This is a genomic window from Selenomonas bovis DSM 23594 (assembly GCF_000381005.1).
Lineage (GTDB): Bacteria > Bacillota > Negativicutes > Selenomonadales > Selenomonadaceae > Selenomonas_C > Selenomonas_C bovis.
In genome coordinates, this window is record NZ_KB908379.1 from 1 (window position 1) to 15,762 (window position 15,762).

General features: G+C 58.9%; 15 protein-coding genes. 6 read left to right on the top strand and 9 right to left on the bottom strand.

The window, feature by feature from the left end:
• From F599_RS0100005 to fba, 5 genes are all read left to right on the top strand, one after another.
• On the top strand, positions 1-766 hold a 766-nt coding region (locus F599_RS0100005; RefSeq protein ID WP_019541481.1), incomplete at its 5' end, for an IS256 family transposase.
• A 299-nt stretch (positions 767-1,065) separates the two neighbouring features.
• Positions 1,066-2,082, top strand: coding sequence for a biotin synthase BioB (bioB, locus tag F599_RS0100010; protein WP_020700414.1), 1,017 nt, complete (start codon positions 1,066-1,068; stop codon positions 2,080-2,082).
• A 285-nt stretch (positions 2,083-2,367) separates the two neighbouring features.
• Positions 2,368-3,672, top strand: coding sequence for a uracil permease (gene uraA, locus F599_RS0100015; protein WP_019541483.1), 1,305 nt, complete (start codon positions 2,368-2,370; stop codon positions 3,670-3,672).
• Complete coding sequence (locus F599_RS0100020; protein WP_019541484.1) at positions 3,669-4,589, top strand: RluA family pseudouridine synthase; 921 nt, start codon at positions 3,669-3,671, stop codon at positions 4,587-4,589. Before uraA ends, F599_RS0100020 begins: the two co-directional genes overlap by 4 nt.
• 110 nt (positions 4,590-4,699) lie before the next feature.
• The gene (fba, locus tag F599_RS0100025) at positions 4,700-5,698 is read left to right on the top strand and encodes a class II fructose-1,6-bisphosphate aldolase (RefSeq protein WP_026327694.1); all 999 of its coding nucleotides are present in this window, start codon (positions 4,700-4,702) and stop codon (positions 5,696-5,698) included.
• A gap of 212 nt (positions 5,699-5,910) precedes the next feature.
• On the opposite strand, the gene F599_RS0100030 is transcribed toward fba, so the two are convergent.
• Positions 5,911-6,807: a metal ABC transporter substrate-binding protein gene (locus F599_RS0100030; RefSeq protein WP_026327695.1), complete on the bottom strand. Its 897-nt coding sequence runs from the start codon at positions 6,805-6,807 to the stop codon at positions 5,911-5,913.
• 163 nt (positions 6,808-6,970) lie between these two features.
• Between F599_RS0100030 and F599_RS0100035 the strand changes: the two genes are divergently transcribed.
• Complete coding sequence (locus F599_RS0100035; RefSeq protein ID WP_019541487.1) at positions 6,971-7,897, top strand: ketopantoate reductase family protein; 927 nt, start codon at positions 6,971-6,973, stop codon at positions 7,895-7,897.
• Positions 7,898-8,011: 114 nt separating this feature from the next.
• Here F599_RS0100035 and F599_RS14995 read toward each other — a convergent pair whose 3' ends face one another.
• The 8 genes from F599_RS14995 to F599_RS0100075 form a co-directional block, all read right to left on the bottom strand.
• Entirely contained in the window at positions 8,012-8,167 is a 156-nt protein-coding gene (locus F599_RS14995) for a FeoB-associated Cys-rich membrane protein (protein ID WP_244869315.1), read from the bottom strand.
• Positions 8,168-8,219: 52 nt separating this feature from the next.
• The gene (gene feoB / locus F599_RS0100045; protein WP_026327696.1) at positions 8,220-10,115 is read right to left on the bottom strand and encodes a ferrous iron transport protein B; all 1,896 of its coding nucleotides are present in this window, start codon (positions 10,113-10,115) and stop codon (positions 8,220-8,222) included.
• 104 nt (positions 10,116-10,219) lie between these two features.
• Positions 10,220-10,444 (bottom strand): FeoA family protein, encoded by a 225-nt coding sequence (locus F599_RS0100050; protein WP_019541490.1) that lies wholly within the window; start codon positions 10,442-10,444, stop codon positions 10,220-10,222.
• Positions 10,445-10,622: 178 nt separating this feature from the next.
• Positions 10,623-11,555, bottom strand: coding sequence for an NAD-dependent epimerase/dehydratase family protein (locus F599_RS0100055; protein WP_019541491.1), 933 nt, complete (start codon positions 11,553-11,555; stop codon positions 10,623-10,625).
• A 141-nt stretch (positions 11,556-11,696) separates the two neighbouring features.
• Positions 11,697-12,752 (bottom strand): DNA polymerase III subunit delta, encoded by a 1,056-nt coding sequence (gene holA, locus F599_RS0100060; protein WP_019541492.1) that lies wholly within the window; start codon positions 12,750-12,752, stop codon positions 11,697-11,699.
• Positions 12,753-13,151: 399 nt separating this feature from the next.
• Positions 13,152-14,024, bottom strand: a complete 873-nt coding sequence (locus tag F599_RS0100065) for a shikimate dehydrogenase (protein ID WP_019541493.1) — start codon at positions 14,022-14,024, stop codon at positions 13,152-13,154.
• 11 nt (positions 14,025-14,035) lie between these two features.
• The gene (locus F599_RS0100070) at positions 14,036-15,493 is read right to left on the bottom strand and encodes a nicotinate phosphoribosyltransferase (protein ID WP_019541494.1); all 1,458 of its coding nucleotides are present in this window, start codon (positions 15,491-15,493) and stop codon (positions 14,036-14,038) included.
• Positions 15,494-15,503: 10 nt separating this feature from the next.
• The gene (locus F599_RS0100075) at positions 15,504-15,758 is read right to left on the bottom strand and encodes a cell division protein ZapA (protein ID WP_019541495.1); all 255 of its coding nucleotides are present in this window, start codon (positions 15,756-15,758) and stop codon (positions 15,504-15,506) included.
• Between the last annotated feature and the right edge of the window lie 4 nt (positions 15,759-15,762).

Here is a 15,762-nt window from a genome sequence, read left to right on the forward strand (position 1 = left end):
AGCTAATGTGTCGGATCAGGTTGAACAGTTTCATAAACGACCAGTCGCCAAGCGATATGCCGTCATCTTTTGTGATGCAATGTATGTCAATCTCCGTCGCGACAGCGTAGCCAAGGAGTCTATCCATGTCCTGCTCGGCATTACGCCGGAAGGACACAAGGAAATTCTTGACTATGCCATTCTGCCTTCAGAGTCAGCGCTGAACTACGCCGATATGCTAAAGAGCTTGAAAACGCGGGGACTGGAACAGGTACTGCTCTTCATCTCGGACGGCCTTGTTGGTCTCCCAGACGCAGTACAGAACGAGTTCCCGCGTGCCAGGCATCAGAGCTGCTGGGTTCATCTCATGCGTGCTGTAAGCCGCCTGGTGCGACCTTCTGATCGGAAGATCGTCCTGGATACGCTTAAGCGTGTGTACCGGCAGGAGAATGCCGCACTCGCAAAACAAGAACTGTCAGCCTTTCTCGGCTCGTATGGAACAAAGTACAAGCGACTTCATAAGCCTTTTCAGAATGAGTTCAGCCTCTTCTCGTTTTACGAGTTTCCGAAGAGCATCCGGCAGACAATCTACACGTCAAACCTCATCGAGAACAACAACAAAGGATTTCGTCACAAGGCAAAGCTCAAGGAGCAATTCCCTAATGAGGATTCTCTGGAACGATTCGCCTGCACGGTCTACTGTGATTATAACCGACGATTCTCTGGGAAAGCACATCGCGGATTTCAAGAAGCATATCCAGAGTTGTTGGAAATGTTCACGGATTAATTTTTTCGTCCTACACTATAAAGTTTACACATAAGAGTTGACACTACCAATAAATTAAATCATTGGTTGGCAAGCTGATACCATCTCATGTGGTATCGGTTACCATTCGACCTTTGTTTCTCAATCCGCTATCATTTTGGGCGCAACTTTGATGCACCCATAGTTCCTCCAGATTCTAAAATCAAACCGGTATCATCGTTAGGCTGAGGTGTTGACTGTCAACGATGTCTTATATATAATGTTGACTATAAAATGTTAGTGTTTCCTATTTATTCTGATTATAAAGCGAGGCCATCGAAATGAATCGAAACAACCGTACTCCCGACCAGCTGGCAACGGATATCATCGCAGGCGACCGCATCCGCCGCTCAAACGATCTTTCCCTCTTCCTCACCGCTCCCCTGGAGGAACTGCAAGAAGGCGCCGGCCGTTTGCAGCGGCACTTCTGCGGCAAGCATATTGATTTCTGCACCATCATCAACGGCCGGTCGGGACGCTGCGGCGAGAACTGCAAGTACTGCGCGCAGGCGGCATGCCATCATACGGGCATCGACGAGTACGGTTTCCTCCCCAAGGAAGAAATCATCCGCAACGCGCGTGCCAACCAGGAAGCCGGTGCGAACCGTTTCGCCATCGTGACCTCAGGGCGTGCGCTCACGGGTCGGGATTTTGACAAGGCCATCGAGACATACAAAGAAATGAAGCGAACACTCACGATCGACCTCTGCGCCTCGCACGGTCTGCTCACGCGCGAGCAGCTGCACCGGCTGCATGAGGCCGGCGTCACGAGCTATCATCACAACATCGAGACGAGCCGCCGCTTCTTCCCGCAGATCTGTACGTCGCACACCTACGACGACCGCATCCGTACCATCAAGATGGCGCAGGAGGAAGGTTTCTGCGTCTGCTCGGGCGGTATCATCGGCATGGGCGAGACCTGGGAGGACCGTCTCGACATGGCGCTCTCCCTGCAGGAGCTCGGCATCGAGTCCATCCCCATCAACGCGCTCATGCCGATTCCTGGCACGGGCATGGAGGGGCGGCCCCAGCTGCCCGCGGAGGACATCCTGCGCACGATTGCCTTCTTCCGCTACATCAACCCGACGGCGAACATCCGCCTCGCGGCGGGGCGCAAGCTCCTGCCGCAAAACGGCGCGACGGCGTTCGAGACAGGCGCCTCGGCCTCCATCACGGGCAACATGCTCACGACCTCCGGCACGACCATCAAGGAGGATATGCAGATGCTCAAAGATCTCGGCCTCACGAACAAGGATGAGGACTGCACGGCCGCGACCGGCACCTGCGGCGCGCACTGACACAACGCGACGTGATGCATCTGACAAAAACGTCAACCATATCATTCCCCAAAGCCTCGGCAAACGCCGAGGCTTTTGACGTACAAAGCTACATGCACAAACGTCCATTTCGTGGACATTGGGCATCGCCCTTACAGTAAATTCCATACGACTGCCCTTACCACAGTCTCTCCTCTGCCGCTTTGTCCCCACAGCGAAATCGGCGCGCATCTGGACAAACAAGAATGAATATGGTAGCGTGAAAGGGAATTTTCGTACTCATTATTTTACAAAGGAGTGTTTTCCATGTCTACCCGCCGCGCCATCGGCGTTGAGGAGCGCCTGCCGCTCCTCGAGACCATCCCGCTTTCGTTGCAGCACCTTTTCGCCATGTTCGGCTCCACGGTGCTCGTGCCGATCCTTTTCAAGGTGAACCCGGCCACCGTGCTGCTCTTCAATGGCATCGGCACCATTCTCTACCTCATCATCTGTAAAGGGCGCATCCCCGCCTATCTCGGCTCGAGCTTCGCGTTCCTCTCGCCGGTCTTCCTCGTACTCGCCCAGTACAGCTACGAAGCAGCGCTCGGTGGCTTCATCGTCGTCGGCATCGTCTTCTGCGCCGTCGGGCTGCTGATCCGGGCGGTCGGCACAGGCTGGATCGACGTCATTTTCCCGCCCGCCTCCATGGGCGCCATCGTCGCCGTCATCGGCCTCGAGCTCATGCCGACGGCTGCCGGCATGGCGGGACTCACGGGAGAGAAAACGGATGAGACTGCCATCTTCGTCTCCCTCGCGACGCTCGCCATCACGATCGTCGCCTCCGTCGCGTTCAAAGGCTTCCTTTCCATCATCCCCATCCTCATCGGCGTCGTTTCCGGCTACATCATCGCGGCCTGCACGGGCATCGTCGACTGGAGCCTCGTCGAGCGCGCGCCGTGGTTCGCGCTGCCCACGTTCTACCATCCCGTCTTCGAGTCCGGCGCCATCCTCATCATCCTGCCGGCCTCGCTCGTCGTCATCGCCGAGCACATCGGCCACCTCATCGTGACGGGCAACATCGTCGGCCATGACCTCACCAAGGATCCGGGGCTCGACCGCTCCATCCTCGGCAATGGCATCTCGACCATCATTTCCGGCTTCTTCGGCTCGACGCCGAACACCACCTACGGCGAGAACATCGGCGTCCTCGCCATCACGCGCGTCTTCTCCACCTGGGTCATCGGCGGTGCGGCCGTATTCGCCATCCTGCTCTCCTGCCTCGGCAAGCTCGCCGCCCTCATCCAGAGCATCCCCACGCCCGTCATGGGCGGTGTCTCACTGCTACTCTTCGGCCTCATCGCGGCCTCCGGCATCCGCATCCTCGTCGAGGCGAAGGTCGATTACAACCAGCCGATGAACCTCCTGCTCACCTCCATCGTGCTCGGCATCGGCGTCTCTACGGCAAGCATCACGCTCGGCACCGTCACGCTCAAGGGCATGGCGCTCGCGACCGTCGTCGCCATCGTGCTCTCGCTGCTCTTCCGCGTCATCGCCCTGCTGCGCGGCGAGCCCTTCGCGCCCGCGGGCCAAGGAGCAGCGGACGCCGCGGAGCGCCACGGGCAGCAGTCGTGACGCGCCTCATCGTCAAGCTCCCGGCAGGATGTACGGAGCTTCCCACGCGCGCCTACCTCATCCGTCACTACGGCATCTCGAACTCCCAGTGGAAACGCCTCAAGCACACCGGGGACTTCCGCAAAAACGGCCTCTCCGCCAACGCCACGCACACAATGGTGCAAAATGGCGACATCCTCACCTTCGAGAGCGAGAAACCGCGCAATCCTGACGCCTATCCCATCGAGCCGCAGGACCTGCCGCTCGACATCCGCTACGAGGACAACTTCCTGCTCGCCGTGAACAAGCCGGCCGGGCAGCTCGTCCATCCGCTCACCGTCGAGCCGAAAGGGACGCTCGCCAATGCCGTCCTCGGCTACTATCAGCGCAGAGGGGAAACACATCACTTCCACCCGCTGCACCGCCTCGACCGCCAGACAACAGGCCTCGTGCTCATCGCCAAGGAACCGCAGATCCAGCACATGCTCACGAAAAACGGCGAGAAAAGATTCCACCGCTTCTATCTCGCCGTCGCCTGTGGTACCTTGCCAACGGTAGAGGGAACCATTGACAAACCCATCGGGCGCAGCGACGGCAGCTTCATCCGCCAGGAGGTACGCGCGCCTGAGGACGGCGGCAAGGCGGCACGCACACACTACCGCGTCCTCGCTACCAGCGGCGGCCTCTCACTCGTCCGCCTTGCGCTCGACACAGGCCGCACCCATCAGATCCGCGTCCACCTTGCGAGCCTCGGCTGCCCTCTGCTCGGCGACGACCTCTACGGAACGCCAGACGCGCGCATCGCGCGCCAGGCGCTCCATGCCGCGCAGCTCTCCTTCCGCCATCCCATCACGCACGCGGACTGCTGTATCAACGCGCCGCTGCCGCCGGATATGCAGGCAATTATCACTTCTTCTTTCCCGTTTGCAAGCATTTGACGGATTTCGAGAAAATTTGCACAAGGCCTATACACCTGTCCCGCGTTCTATGATATAATGAAATAAGTTCATGAATGGTTGAACACAAATTACTAGGGGGTAATGTAAAAATGCCATTAGTTGGAACAAAAGAAATGTTCAAGAAGGCTTACGAGGGTGGCTACGCCATCGGCGCCTTCAACATCAACAACATGGAGATCGTCCAGGGAATCACGGAAGCTGCTGCCGAGCTGAAATCCCCGGTCATCCTCCAGGCATCCGCCGGTGCCCGCAAGTACGCCAAGGGTCCGTATCTCCGTCACCTCGTCGAGGCTGCCCTCGAGGTCAACGACATCCCTGTCGCCCTGCACCTCGATCACGGCCCGGACTTCGAGACGTGCAAAGCCTGCATCGATGATGGCTTCACCTCTGTCATGTTCGACGGCTCCAAGTATGAGTTCAAGGAGAACATCAAGCGCACGCAGGAAGTCGTTGCCTACGCGCATGAGCACGGCGTCGTCGTCGAGGCCGAGCTCGGCAAACTCGCCGGCATCGAGGATGATGTGAAAGTCGCTGCTCACGAGGCAGCCTACACGCAGCCGGAAGAGGTCGAGGAGTTCGTCCGCGAGACGGGCGTCGACTCCCTCGCCATCGCCATCGGCACGAGCCACGGCGCATTCAAGTTCAAGCCAGAGCAGTGCACGCGCAACGCTGACGGCGTGCTCGTTCCGCCTGAGCTCCGCTTCGACATCCTCGCTGAGATCGAGAAGAAGATTCCGGAGTTCCCGATCGTCCTCCACGGCGCTTCCTCCGTCATTCCGAAGTACGTGAAGATCATCAACGACAACGGCGGCAAGCTCGACGATGCTGTCGGCATTCCTGAGGATCAGCTCCGCAAGGCAGCGAAGTCCGCAGTCTGCAAGATCAACATCGACTCCGATCTCCGCCTCGCGATGACGGCCGGCATCCGCGAGCACTTCATGACTCATCCGGAGCACTTCGACCCGCGCCAGTACATCGCCGACGGCCGCTCCTATGTCAAGGAGCTCGTCGAGCACAAGATCAAGGACGTCCTCGGATCCAACGGCCGCGCAGATGAGATCCTTGCGCTCGTCAAGGCAAACAAGTAAGATTTCTTGATACATCCAGAAGGTGCAGTGCGAAGATTTTCGCCTGCATCTTTTTTATTTGCCTTTTATTTGCTAGTACGGACGCGCAGAATTTCAAAGCGGACAGGTTCCCTCTGCCCCAGACTGTTCCCAAGACCTCGCCGCCTGCTGTGCAAACAAAGAGAGGCACCTCTGACGATTCCTCAGCGGTGCCTCTCTTTGTGCGGGCTTTCTCACTGCAGTGCCTGTTTCAGCGCCTCCATATTTTTCCGCATGGCCACAAGGTACGCATCCGCCGCCTCCGGCGTCGCCTCCCCCGTCACCACAGGATCGAGCTCGTAAATCTTCGCCCCCGTCTCCCGCGCGATGGTCTCAGCGGCGCTCGGGGAATACTGCGGCTCGGTGAAGAGCACCTTGACCGGCAGCTGGTTCACCTGGTCGATGGTCGCCTCGAGTTCCTCCGGCGTCGGCTCCGAGCCAGGCTCCCGCTCGATGACGCCTACGATATGCAGGCCGAACTCCTCCGCGAAGTACGGGAACGCCTCGTGGAACGTCACGATGTCCTTATGCGGCACGCCGTCGAGCGCAGCGTGCATCTCATCCTTCAGCGCCGTGAGCTTCTCGAGATACGCCGCGGCGTTCGCTTCATACGCATCGGCGTGCTCTGGATCTGCTTCTTTGAGCTGCGCGGCGATGTTCTTCACCTGCTCGATGTCCTTCGAGATACTGAGCCAGACATGGGGATTCTGCTCCCCCTTCTCCTCGAGGAGCGGGATATCGCGCGAAGCGTCGATGACGACGAGCCCTTTCTGCGCCTTGATGACCTTGTCGAGGAAACTCTCCATCCCCGCGCCGTTGACGATGAACGCGTCCGCCTTCTCGAGCGTCTTCATGTCCTCCGTCGTGAGCTGGTAATCATGCAGACAGCCTGTCTGCGGCTTCGTCATATTCGTCACCGTCACGCCGTCAACGCCGCGCGTGATATTGATCGCGTCGATGTACATGGGATAAAACGACGTCACGATATGGAAATTGCCACTGTGTTCCTTCGTCGCGGTCTGCGCGCCACACCCCGCGAGCAGGATTGTCCCCACCGCCAAGAGGAGCAAAACGATATTCCGAACTCTCAAATGATAACCTCCTCATCTGCCGCACGAGGAACGCAGTGCCCCCCCACACGACTGGAAAAAATTCTCAATACGCTGTCATCATATCATAAATTGCGAAAAAAAGAAAATATATTGTTCCCAAACATGGTATGATAAGAGCAGACTACTGAATGGAGGAATTTGCATGAAATTCGCTATTCTCGGGACGGGCGGCACCGGCGGCTGCCTCGGTGCCTACCTCGCCCATGCCGGAAATGACGTAACATTCCTCGCGCGCGGCAAGAACCTGCAGGCGCTGCGGGAAAACGGCATCACCATCCGCCGCGACGCAGCGGCAGACCTGCGCATACCGCAGGTCAAGTCCTGCACCTTGGAGGAATATAGAGATACGCCGGACGTCATCTTCGTCTGCTTCAAATACAACAGCCTGCAAGCAGCCATAGACTTCGCCCGCCGCACAGCGGACAAAGAGACACTCATCATCCCCATCCTCAACGTCTTCGGCACAGGCGGCGTCATGCAGCAGGCGCTGCTCGGCCTCACTTGCCTCGACGGCTGCATCTACATCTGGGCACGGCGAGAGGCTCCCGGCATCATCGCGCAATCCGGCAAGATCCTGCGCGTCTTCTTCGGGTTCCGCCGCGAGCAAGACGATCGCCTGCGCGCGAAAGCCGCCGAGACCGAGCGCATCCTGCGCGCAGCAGACATCCACGCGCACTTCACCGATACCATCGAGCGCGATGCACTCCAAAAATTCGCCTTCGTCTCACCGATGGGGGCCGCGGGGCTCTACTGCGACGCCGTGAGCGGCGACATGCAGCCGGGCGGCCGCGCCCGCGACACCTTCATCGCCCTCATCGAGGAAGTCAAAGCCCTCGGCGCGGCCATGGGCCTCACCTTCGAAAAAGACCTCGTCCAAGAGGGCCTGCGCATCATGGACGCCTCCGCCCCGACGCTCACGACCTCGATGCAGCGCGACGTCGCCGCAGGCAGAACCTCAGAATTCTCCGGCCTCGTCGACCGCGTCGTCGCCCTCGGCGGAAAATACCACGTCCCCGTCCCGCTCTACACAAAGATCAGCGCCTGGGGACACGAGCAAGGAATAAAATAAGAATCTGCGCGAAAATGCAGAATAGGCTGGATGCCCGGAATGAGCATCCAGCCTTTCCTGTCTTATGTTCTATCCAAGAGAGAGAGGATATATGCCCGCATTTACGGTTCCCCCTCAGGCATGCGGATGGCAGCTGTTGCAGCCGCCATGACAGCCGGGACAGCCGCCGCAGCAATCCTCTTTGCCCTCGCGGAGATTCCGCACGACATGGCGCAGCGCGAAATAGAGTGCCACGAGAAGAAGTAGGCCTACAAGCAACGTTGCCATCATTTATCCCTCCATTCTAAGGAACTACGGATTCATTCACAATATAAGCAGGCGCTCAGAAGCCGAGCAGGCGTCCCACCTGATAGACGAGCAGGGAAACCACCCAGGCGATCGCGAACTGGTAGACCGCGGAGAAGCCGACCCATTTCCAGCCGCCCGCCTCCTTCTTGATCGTACCGAGCGCCGTGACGCAGGGCGTATAGAGCTGGGAGAAGACCATGAACGCGAACGCGGAGAGGCTCGTGAACGCCGTTGCCATGCTCGTCTGCATCATCGTCGATGCCGTATCGGCGGCATCCTCCGCCTCCGTCGAGACATCGCCTGCGCCGTAGAGGATACCGATGGTCGCGACAACCGTCTCCTTTGCCATGATGCCCGAGAGGATGGCCGCGCCGGCCTCCCAGGTGTCGAAGCCCTGCAGCGTGAAGAGTTTCGACATCCAGTCACCGAGCGTAGCGAGGATGGAGTCCTCGATCTCGCAGGGGCCGCTGAAATTGTAATTCGACATTACCCAGAGCAGTACGGAGGCCGCGAAGATGATGGTACCAGCTTTCACGAGGTAGCCCTTGCCCTTGTCCCAGGTCTCGAGCAGCACCGACTTCATGTCCGGCATGCGGTACGGCGGCAGCTCGAGCAGGAACGTCGATCCCTTGTCCTTGAACATCGTCGCGCCGAGACCCTTGGCGACGATGATGGCCATCACGACGCCGAGGATGTACATCGCGAAAACGATATTCGCCGCGTTGTCCGGGAAGAACATCGCCGCGAAGAGCGCCATGATCGGCAGCTTCGCGCCGCAGGTGAGGAACGGCGTGATGAGGATGGATACCATGCGGTCTTTCTCGGAGTCGAGCGCCCGCGCGCCCATGATGGCCGGCACGCCGCAGCCGAAGCCCATCATGAGCGGCATGATGCCCTTGCCCGTGAGGCCGCAGCGGCGCATGATCGGATCCATGATGAACGCGATGCGCGCCATGTAGCCTGTACCGTCGAGGAAGGACAGGCAGAAGAACAGGACGAAGATCAGCGGCACGAACGTGAGCACTGCACCCACGCCCGCGATGATGCCGTCGCAGACGAGAGAGACGAGCCAGTCGGCAACGCCGGCCTCCGTGAGGAAGCCCGTCATGAAATCGAGGAAATCCGTATTGATGGCATCATCGAGGAAATCAGCGATCGGCTGCCCGATCCAGGTGAAGGTGATTTGGAATACCCCGTAGAGAATCAGGAGAAATATCGGCAGCGCAAGCGCGCCGTTCGCGAGGTAATGGTCGATTTTCTCGGAGCGCGACGGGCCGACATTTCCGATGTCGACCGCATAGTCCATCACCTTATCGATGAGCGCGTAGCGCGCTTCGGCGAGTTCCTCCTGCTGCTCCGCCTCTGACCTGCCGTTCGCGCGGATGGCCTCGACTTTCCTGATATGCTCCTTCACGAGATTGCTCGGCTCATACTGCGCCATGACCGTCGACGTGAAGACGTCGAGGAGCCGGCGCGTGCTCTTCTTGCTGCGGCCGACCGTCTCGACGACCGGCATGCCGAGCACCTGCTCGAACTTCTTCGTATCGATCCGGATGCCGCGGCGCTTTGCGTCGTCCTGCATATTGAGATCGATGAGCAGCGGGATACCCTGCTCGAGGAGTTGCACGGTGAGGAAGAGATTGCGCTCGATGTTCGAGCTATCGACGACGTCGACGACGAGATCAAGTTTGTTGTTCAGGAGGAAATCCATGACGATTTTCTCCTCCGGGCTGCGCGCGTTGACGCTGTACGTCCCCGGCAGATCGACGACGGAGATCGCGCGATCCTTGTAGCGCGTATAGCCGACCTTCTTGTCGACCGTGACGCCCGGCCAGTTGCCGATCTTCTGCCGCGCGCCCGTCAGTTCGTTAAAGATTGTAGATTTACCGGTATTCGGATTGCCGGTGAGTGCCACTGCTAATGTTGACATAATGAAAAATACGTCTCCTTTCGCTGCTCTCGCGGCAGGAAGATTATCTCTCTAGAGAAAAAATCCGCCTGCTCTCGAGCCTTGCTGCGTTCAACCGGCAGATATCAGCCGACCTGTGCGACCTGGATCTTCGCCGCATCCTCGCGGCGCAGTGCCAAGTTATAAGAACGGATGCCAATGGCGATGGGATCGCCGAGCGGCGCAGAGCGCAGGACTTTGACCTGCGTACCGGGGATGAGTCCCATCGTCATGAGCCGATTCTTGAGCGCGGAATCACCGATTTCCAAGACCTTCACTTTCATGCCTGTCTTGCCATCCTTGAGTGTCAAGAGAAACGCCTCCTCGTATTGAAAATGATAATAGATGATTTCTACGCTGTTTATGATAACCTATATCATTATCATTGTCAAATAAAAAATATCCCCCGCCGGTTCCACCAGCGGGGAATGATGACTTACTCCTATTTCTCTCGTGATTTGCGCAATGTCTCACGGCAGCTCATCCATGCTACTGCTGCTGCATCTCTTTGAAATAACGATACGTGCGGCGCAGCCCCTCTTCGAGGCTCACTTCCGGCTGCCAGCCGAGCGCGCGCCGCGCGCGTCCATTGGCGAGCACGGACTGATAGATATCGCCGGAGCGCGCCTCCTTGCAGGAGACGGGAATCTCATGCCCCACTGCCTGCTCGAGGACGGAGACGAGCTCCTTGAGGCTCGTCTCCGTCTGCGTAGAGAGATTGTAAGCGCGGTTGACCTGCTGCGTCTTGAGCGCGGCGTAAATGCCGCTTGCGATGTCGCCGGCATAGATGAAATCCCGCGTCTGCCCGCCATCGCCGTAAATCGTCAGCGGTTCCCCCTGCGCGACCTTCTTCGCGAAGATGCTGATGACGCCGCCCTCGCCGCCGATGCCCTGTCGTTCGCCATAAACATTGGCAAAACGGAGCACGACGTAGTCGAGTCCGTAGGCGCGCTGATAGAGTGCGAGATATTTCTCCACCGTGACCTTGGAAAGGCCATAGAAGGAGAGCGGCGAGAGCGCCTCCGATTCGTCGATGGGCAGGCGCTCCTCTGGCACATCGCCGTAGCTGGCTGCCGTCGAGGCGAAGATCACACGGGAAACGCCGCACCGCCGCGCTTGCTCCAGAACGTGGATCGAGCCGATAACATTCTGCATGCCGTCGAGCTCCGGATCCGCCATCGAGACGTGAACGGTCGTCTGCCCCGCCAGATGCACGACGGCATCGAACGCACCCTCATCGAACACATCATTGAGTGCCGGGCTCGTTACATCGACCTGGCGACATGTTATCCCATTCGGCAGGTTTTCCCGCCGCCCAGTGCTGAAGTTATCAACGACCGTGACGTCCTCTCCCGCTTTCTGCAGCAAACGAACGAGATGAGAGCCGATAAAGCCCGCGCCTCCCGTCACCAAGACCTTCATAAATAATCCCCCTTCACGCATCCATCCCGCCTCTCTGCAACCGACGGAAGGACACCCTGACAGCAAGGAACCATACACTCCTTGCAGCTTCTTCTCGTATGGTAACATCCAGTTATGAAAAGATCATGAGCTCCGTCTTCCTCAGGCACAGAGACCGATGATGATATGCTCCAGGAGCTCATTGCCCCCCTGCCCTGTCTTCATCAGATAGTCGGCATCCACAAGGGAGAAGTACGCGTCTTTGAGCTGAGTATCACTGAACCGACTCGCTGCCTGCCCGAGCTTTTCCGCGATGAACGGATTGAGCTCAAGGGGCTTTGCGAGCGCCCGCCCGCGCACGCCTTGCGCCATCAGAAGGCGCGCCTGCCAGAGCTGGCGCACATGCCGCGCAAGCAGGGCGAGCAGCACGGTGAAATAGGTGCCGTCACTGAGCTGACGCACGAGGAGCGCGAGTGCCTTCTGCGCGTCCTTGGCGCTGATGGCGTCGACGAGCGCAAAGACGGAAACCTCCGGCAGGCCGGCAAAGACCTCGATGATTTCCTTTTTCGTGATGCGAGGCGCTGAGGAAAAAAGCGCGATCTTGTCAAACTCCTGGTCGAGGTACGAGAGCGAGATCTGCTGCATCATGGAGATGGCATTGAGGAAATACTCATAGGCATCGCGGTCGAGCTCCTTGCCCAGCGCGCGCAGCTTCGGACGCAGCCAGTCGTTGATATTCCACGCCCGCACGGGCTCCGCCTCAAGGATGAGCCCCGCCTGCTCGACGGCCTTTGTGATTTTCTTCCGCTTGTCAGGTTTTTCCTTCATGAGGAAGATCACATAGGAAAAGGAGGGCGGCGACGCGATCAGCTGCTGCAGCCGCTCCATTTTCTTGTCCGCCGTCTTTTTTCCCTTGGCAGAATCTGTCGCTTGCGTGTCCTTTTTTTTTCCGCCCGCCGCCTTGAAAAAGGGCGGCTCCTGCACAATGATGACATTCTTATCGGAGAAGAACGGCACCGTCTCGACGAGGCCAATGAGCTGATCGATGTCCATGTCGCCGGACACCCGCTCGATGGCGTCCTCGCCAGCCCCATCAGGGAAAAGGCGACGCTTCATGGCATCCACTGCCTTATTCACATAATAATGCTCCTCGCCCGCCAAAAGGCAGACGTGCGGAATCTCCTTGCGCAGCGCTCCCATAAACTCATTGAATTTCATTCCCATCCCCCTCGCGGCATCGGACAGTTCTCCTATCAGAGCCATACATGCTCACGCAAATGCGAATGTCTTCCGTTTTCCTATTATTTCAGTCGCATGTTACTGTAATATATGGTATAATAATACTAAATAAAGTACACGGAAGAGGTGTTGATGATGTTCTCGATGACAGCTACGACAGCCCTGCTCATGCTGGGACTTGCCCTGGTGTTTTCGCTACTCCCACAGCCGACGCGCATAGCAGCCGAAAAGCTCCCTGCCTGCCGTGACCGTGCTGCCTGCCCCTATGCGAAGCAATGCGATGGCAGGCATTGCCGTTGGAACTGAGCCGCATCTCTCGAAAGGAAAAGAGCCGGGACTTTCACTCTGTGCGTGAGAGTTTCCCGGCTCTTTTCTGTCTCACTCCTGCGCCGTGAGCTGGGCCCGCAGCGTCTTCTTCATGAGCGCGCGATCCGGTTCCTGACCGAACCAGAGTCGGAACGCCTCCGCGCCCTGCCCCACGAGCATATCCTCACCGTTGCGTGTGGGATGGCCGTGCTCTGCCGCCTCCCGCAGGAACCGCGTCTGGCGCGGCGTGTAGATGATGTCGTAGACAAACGCCTCCGGATGCACCTGCTCCCAGTCGATGGGCGGCGCCGCCTCTGTCCTCGGCGCCATGCCGAGCGGCGTCGTGTTGACGAGCAGCGCGGTCTGGGCGAGCTCGGCCTGGAACCGCTCCTCCTCCCAGTGATAGACGGCAAGCTCCGTGCCAAGCGTCGATGCCTTGGGCGCGAATGCCTGGCGCAGCATCTCCGCCTTTTCCGGATGACGCACGCCGATGGCGACGCGGGAAGCCCCAGATTTGATGAGGCCCCAGAGCACGGCGCGGGCGGCCCCACCTGCACCGAGCAGCACCACGCGCTTCTGCGCCAGAGAGAAGCCTGCGCCTGCAAGACCCGCGAGAAATCCCGCGACATCGGTATTGAAGCCCATGAGTCTGCCGTTTTCCTGCACGACTGTGTTCACCGCGCCGATGATCTGCGCGTCCTCGTCGATTTCATCGAGCAAGTCGATCATCGCCTGCTTGTGCGGTATGGTCACGTTCCAGCCACGGAAACGCAGCGCGCGCAGACCGGCGACGGCCGCTGCGAGGTGTACCGGCTCCACAGGCAACGCGGTATAAACGTAGTCGATCCCAGCCTTGGCGAGGGCCGCGTTCTGCATCGCAGGCGAGAGGGAATGCGCGATCGGCCAGCCCATGACGCCGAGATTTCCAGTCTTTCCAGTCAGCATCTCCATCCTCCTCAGCCGTGCTGCTTGCGCGTCTCGTAGAGCAGCCCCATCTTCATCTCATAGTAATCCGGCGTCATATCGAGATAGTGACGATGCGGGTTCTCGAAGCGCTGCTCCTCCTCCCAGATCTCCGTATCGAGCTGCTGCCTGGCGTAATCGCGGATGGCGTCGAGCTTCGGCAGCTCGACCGTGCGCTTGCCGTCCTTGACGTAGAGGCGGCGGAGGTTCTTGACCGTGCAGCCCTCGAAGGAACGGTTCTTCCACGGCTTCTGCGGGTCGACGTAGCGGAACGGCTCCGCCATATCAACCGGCTCGCCACAGAGGGCCAGGAGATCCGCGACGGCATGGCCGTCCGCATCATAGACGCGGTAGAGATCCTTGAGCCCCGGATTCGTGATTTTTTCGACGTTCTCCGAGACCTTGATACGCGGCGCGAACTCGCCGTTCTCACCAACGGCCGCGAGCTTGTAGACGGCACCGAAGACCGGCTCGGATTTCGCCGTGATGAGCCGCTCGCCGATGCCGAAGCTGTCGATGCACGCTCCCTGCGAGAGCAGAGACGCCACGGTGAACTCGTCGAGGCTGTTCGAGACGACGATCTTGCAGTCCGGGAGGCCCGCCGCGTCGAGCATCTTGCGCACACGCTTCGAAAGATACGCGAGGTCGCCGGAATCAATGCGAATGCCGAGCAGCCGCTTGCCCATCGGCTCGAGAATCTCGTGGGCGACGCGAATGGCATTGGGGATGCCGGAATGGATGACGTCATAGGTGTCGACGAGCAGCACCGTCGCATCGGGGTACGTCTGCGCGTATTTCTTGAACGCCTCGTATTCGTCACCGTAGAACATCACCCAGCTGTGCGCCATCGTGCCGCTGATGGGGATGCCGAACATCTGTCCCGCAGAGACCGTCGCCGTGCCGACGACGCCGCCGATATAGGCTGCGCGTGCGCCGTACGTCGCCGCGTCCATGTTGTGCGCGCGCCGCGCACCGAAATCGGAGACGGCGCGCCCTGCCGCCGCCTTGCAGATGCGGCGCGATTTCGTCGCGATGAGCGACTGGTGGTTGATCTGCGCGAGGATGGCCGTCTCGACGAGCTGCGCGTCGATGAGGGAGCCGACGACGGTGAGAATCGGCTCGTCGGGATACATGACCGTCCCCTCAGGCATCGCGTAGATGTCACCCGTGAAGCGGAAATCCCGCAGGTAGTTGAGGAATGCCTCGGAAAACATGTGCTGCGCGCGGAAATACTCGATATCGCTCTCGGAAAACCGCATGTTCTCCACATACTCGATGACCTGCTCGAGCCCCGCAAAGATGGCGAAGCCGCCCTCATCCGGGTTCTTGCGGTAAAAGACATCGAACGCGACCTTGGTATCCTTGTCATGATCCGCGAAGTAGCCGTTCGCCATCGTCATTTCGTAGAAATCCATCATCATCGAGAGATTTCTCTGATCGAATTGTGTCATGCTTGACCCCTCACTTATCCTCTAACAGCTCGACGAGCTCATCGTAATCCTTCTTGAGCCTAAAATATTCATCCGCGAGCTCGAGCGCCGAAAGAACCGCGATCTTGCGCGTATCAAGGCTACGCGTCCTCTTCGCGGCGCGCTGCATGTACTTATCCACAAAGGCCGCGAGCTTCTTGAGCTCCTGGGGATCTCCATCCGTACGGAACGGATACGTATCGCCAAAGATCTCCACGTTTACTTTCTTGCTTTTCGTCTTGTCCATCCCA

Bases quoted from the DNA above. Each gene is read 5' to 3' on its own strand.
- bioB (WP_020700414.1), top strand. From the start codon at position 1,066: ATGAATCGAAACAACCGTACTCCCGACCAGCTGGCAACGGATATCATC.
- uraA (WP_019541483.1), top strand. From the start codon at position 2,368: ATGTCTACCCGCCGCGCCATCGGCGTTGAGGAGCGCCTGCCGCTCCTC.
- fba (WP_026327694.1), top strand. From the start codon at position 4,700: ATGCCATTAGTTGGAACAAAAGAAATGTTCAAGAAGGCTTACGAGGGT.
- F599_RS0100035 (WP_019541487.1), top strand. From the start codon at position 6,971: ATGAAATTCGCTATTCTCGGGACGGGCGGCACCGGCGGCTGCCTCGGT.
- F599_RS14995 (WP_244869315.1), bottom strand. From the start codon at position 8,167: ATGATGGCAACGTTGCTTGTAGGCCTACTTCTTCTCGTGGCACTCTAT.
- feoB (WP_026327696.1), bottom strand. From the start codon at position 10,115: ATGTCAACATTAGCAGTGGCACTCACCGGCAATCCGAATACCGGTAAA.
- F599_RS0100055 (WP_019541491.1), bottom strand. From the start codon at position 11,555: ATGAAGGTCTTGGTGACGGGAGGCGCGGGCTTTATCGGCTCTCATCTC.
- holA (WP_019541492.1), bottom strand. From the start codon at position 12,752: ATGAAATTCAATGAGTTTATGGGAGCGCTGCGCAAGGAGATTCCGCAC.
- F599_RS0100065 (WP_019541493.1), bottom strand. From the start codon at position 14,024: ATGCTGACTGGAAAGACTGGAAATCTCGGCGTCATGGGCTGGCCGATC.
- F599_RS0100070 (WP_019541494.1), bottom strand. From the start codon at position 15,493: ATGACACAATTCGATCAGAGAAATCTCTCGATGATGATGGATTTCTAC.
- F599_RS0100075 (WP_019541495.1), bottom strand. From the start codon at position 15,758: ATGGACAAGACGAAAAGCAAGAAAGTAAACGTGGAGATCTTTGGCGAT.